Here is a 2,453-nt window from a genome sequence, read left to right on the forward strand (position 1 = left end):
CATCCAGACAAGTCCGCCGGTGAGGCCGGCGCGTTTCTCGGGGTCAATGCGGCCTTCGAGTATCTGAAGAGCTTGAAGACAGACCTTGGCTCCGACGCAGACTGCGGGCCAGCCCTTCACGCTGGGCCGGCCGACACTGTAGCGCATCGAGCCACCCGGCCGCACATTGAAACCCGCACGGATCACCTCGCCGAGGACGACATCGCCGAATGTCATGCACTTCTCGAAGCCGATCCTCTGGAGGATGCTGCCGACCATGTCGCGAAGGTCGTTCACCGGAAAGGACGGGACCTCCTCTATGTCGTTCCAGGCGCCGCGGCTCCCGGTCACAATCGTGTCGCGCTTCCCGCGGCGATCTTGACGAGCCGCCGGAAGGTGGCACCGAAGATCGTGAGTTTCCGGGTTGCAGGATCCTGCGCAGGCGAAATCCTCGTCCCGGAGGAAACGAGGCTCACGGAGTTCCCGGGTGCGCGAAGCGTACGGATTCGGTTCTGCCAGCCTCCCGATGACTGCGGAGGTGAGTGACATGACTTCTGCCTCCTCGACCTGCGCGATCGGATCCCTCGTGGACCTCGACACGCTTCAACGGGATCGTATCACGCCTGAGCAACTCTACCGCGTTCTTCAGGGAATGCCGGCTGAAGACGCGCGCAGGTTCGAGCGAGACCTCTGGACCTATCATCACGAAGGTCTGGCGAGTGATTTCTTTCTCGGCGTGCTCGCTGTCGCGGCAGGCAGGCGATGCGGCTGCGGGCGGCAGGCGACCGTGCTCAATCTGCGGCCTAACCTGCTCGGATTGGTCTTCGACGACGCGTCAGTCAAGGCTGCGGCCTGACGGGGGACTTCGTCCGCATGTAAACATCATGCTCCCGCGCGGCGAACAACCGGCCCCGATTTGGGACGTCCAGCGCTGTTCAAACGACCGCTTTCAGGGAACGTGAGCCGCTTGCAGCGATGCCTGTATGGCCGTGCCTGGTCGGTTTCGTCCCGCAGAGCGATCACCGGCTACCCTGCACTCGCGTCGGCTCACCGTGACAAAGTGGACATCTGACCGAAACCCTCAGATGTCCGCGTCGAGCCCCGAGCGGAAGGAGGCCACTGCGAGGCCCGAAGGCCTCAAATTGCGATATGGCGGATGAAGCATTAGACTGCAGGCTGGTTTCCGAGGTACGCAGTTATCAGACAACTTCCAACTCCTTTGGCTTTGGCGCTTGCTGTCTTGCTCGTGGGTTCCAGCCCGGGGAACGCAGCGGGCATTCTGGATGGCCGGTCATTTGCGGGCATGATCGGGCCAGCCGAGAGCCCAGACCTCGAAGACAGCCTTCACTTCGACGAAGGCTATTTCTGGTCCGACATCTGCACGCGATGTGGCTTCAAGCCGGGAACCTATGATGCGGAAGCGATGGACGACGGGGTTCGCTTCACCGGCACGCTTGAAAGCGACAGCCGCGGCAGCTTCGCCTACGACGGCTTCGTAAGCGAGGACGGCTCGATCAGGGTGACTATCACTTGGGAGCGCCGACGTTGGTATTGGACGTCCCGTCGAGAGATCACTTTCGTCGGCGGCGAGCTCACGAGCGTTGAGACCGCTTCCCTTTCGCAATTGCGTCAAGCGATGCAGTCAATCGACCCAGATGGGAATCCAATGTGCGCAAGGTTTTGAGGCGCCTGTGGGCGACGCGTAGAGCGATTGCCTTCTACGGCGTGCTTCTTCTAGGGGGCTGGTTTCTCGGAGGATATCTGAAAGACCTGACCGTGCCCGAGATGCGCCCGATGAACGAACCAATGATCCATCGGATTGTCATGACTGCCTTCGTTGCATTTGTTGTCCTAGCGGCAATTCCGTTCGTCCCAGGCGCCGAGATTGGGTTCGCTTTGCTACTCCTGTTTGGCGGGCAGGTCGCCCCATTAGTTTACTTTGGAATGGTTGGTGCGCTGGTCCTTTCGTTCGGCTGCGCGCGGCTCGTCCCCGCACCATCAATAGCCCGCGGGCTCGGGTGGCTTGGATTAACGAAGGCGGCAGCTTTTATCACCGCACTTGAGAGTGCTGCCCCGCACGAGCGCATGGACAAGCTGTCGATGATCTTTCCTCCGGCACTTGGCCGAAGGCTGCACCGCTACCGTCACCTCCTGCTTGTGGTCGCCCTCAACACTCCCGGAAATTCTCTGCTTGGGGGCGGCGGCGGGCTGGCCTTTATCGCTGGCGCGTCGCGCCTTTATGGATTTGGGCCATACCTCGCAGTTGTTGCCTGTGCCGTTGCACCTGTCCCCTTGATCTTCCTCTTCTCCTAGTAGGGTGATGTATGCTTGGTCCGCACTGCCGCCATCCGCTGATCGAAAATGCTGCGCGATGCATTGATGGCCGGTCTCGTAAGGCTGCAGCGCGGCACCGGCGCTACTGATGAATGGCAGCTCAGGGCCGACAACGACGGACAGCAGAGGGGGCTACCGCC

The 2,453-nt window shown here is 61.3% G+C and carries 4 protein-coding genes; 3 read left to right on the plus strand and 1 reads right to left on the minus strand.

The window, feature by feature from the left end; genetic code table 11:
• Positions 1 to 528: hypothetical protein (locus VJ897_RS12325; protein ID WP_324055980.1), on the minus strand; the 528-nt coding region annotated here is incomplete at its 3' end.
• Here VJ897_RS12325 and VJ897_RS12330 point away from each other — a divergent pair.
• The 3 genes from VJ897_RS12330 (at position 527) to VJ897_RS12340 (ending at position 2,292) form a co-directional block, all read left to right on the plus strand.
• The gene (locus VJ897_RS12330; RefSeq protein ID WP_324055982.1) at positions 527 to 835 is read left to right on the plus strand and encodes a hypothetical protein; all 309 of its coding nucleotides are present in this window, start codon (positions 527 to 529) and stop codon (positions 833 to 835) included. The two genes, VJ897_RS12325 and VJ897_RS12330, sit on opposite strands and share 2 nt — an antisense overlap.
• A gap of 447 nt (positions 836 to 1,282) precedes the next feature.
• The gene (locus VJ897_RS12335; protein ID WP_324055983.1) at positions 1,283 to 1,663 is read left to right on the plus strand and encodes a hypothetical protein; all 381 of its coding nucleotides are present in this window, start codon (positions 1,283 to 1,285) and stop codon (positions 1,661 to 1,663) included.
• A complete protein-coding gene (locus VJ897_RS12340; RefSeq protein WP_324055984.1) occupies positions 1,648 to 2,292 on the plus strand; it encodes a hypothetical protein in 645 nt (214 codons plus the stop codon). The genes VJ897_RS12335 and VJ897_RS12340 overlap by 16 nt, the downstream gene beginning before the upstream one ends.
• Positions 2,293 to 2,453: the final 161 nt, after the last annotated feature.

Source organism: Salibaculum sp. (genome assembly GCF_035270045.1).
GTDB lineage: Bacteria > Pseudomonadota > Alphaproteobacteria > Rhodobacterales > Rhodobacteraceae > Salibaculum.

Coding starts and splice junctions, on each gene's coding strand:
- VJ897_RS12335 (WP_324055983.1), top strand. CDS start 1,283: ATGATCGGGCCAGCCGAGAGCCCAGACCTCGAAGACAGCCTTCACTTC.
- VJ897_RS12330 (WP_324055982.1), top strand. CDS start 527: ATGACTTCTGCCTCCTCGACCTGCGCGATCGGATCCCTCGTGGACCTC.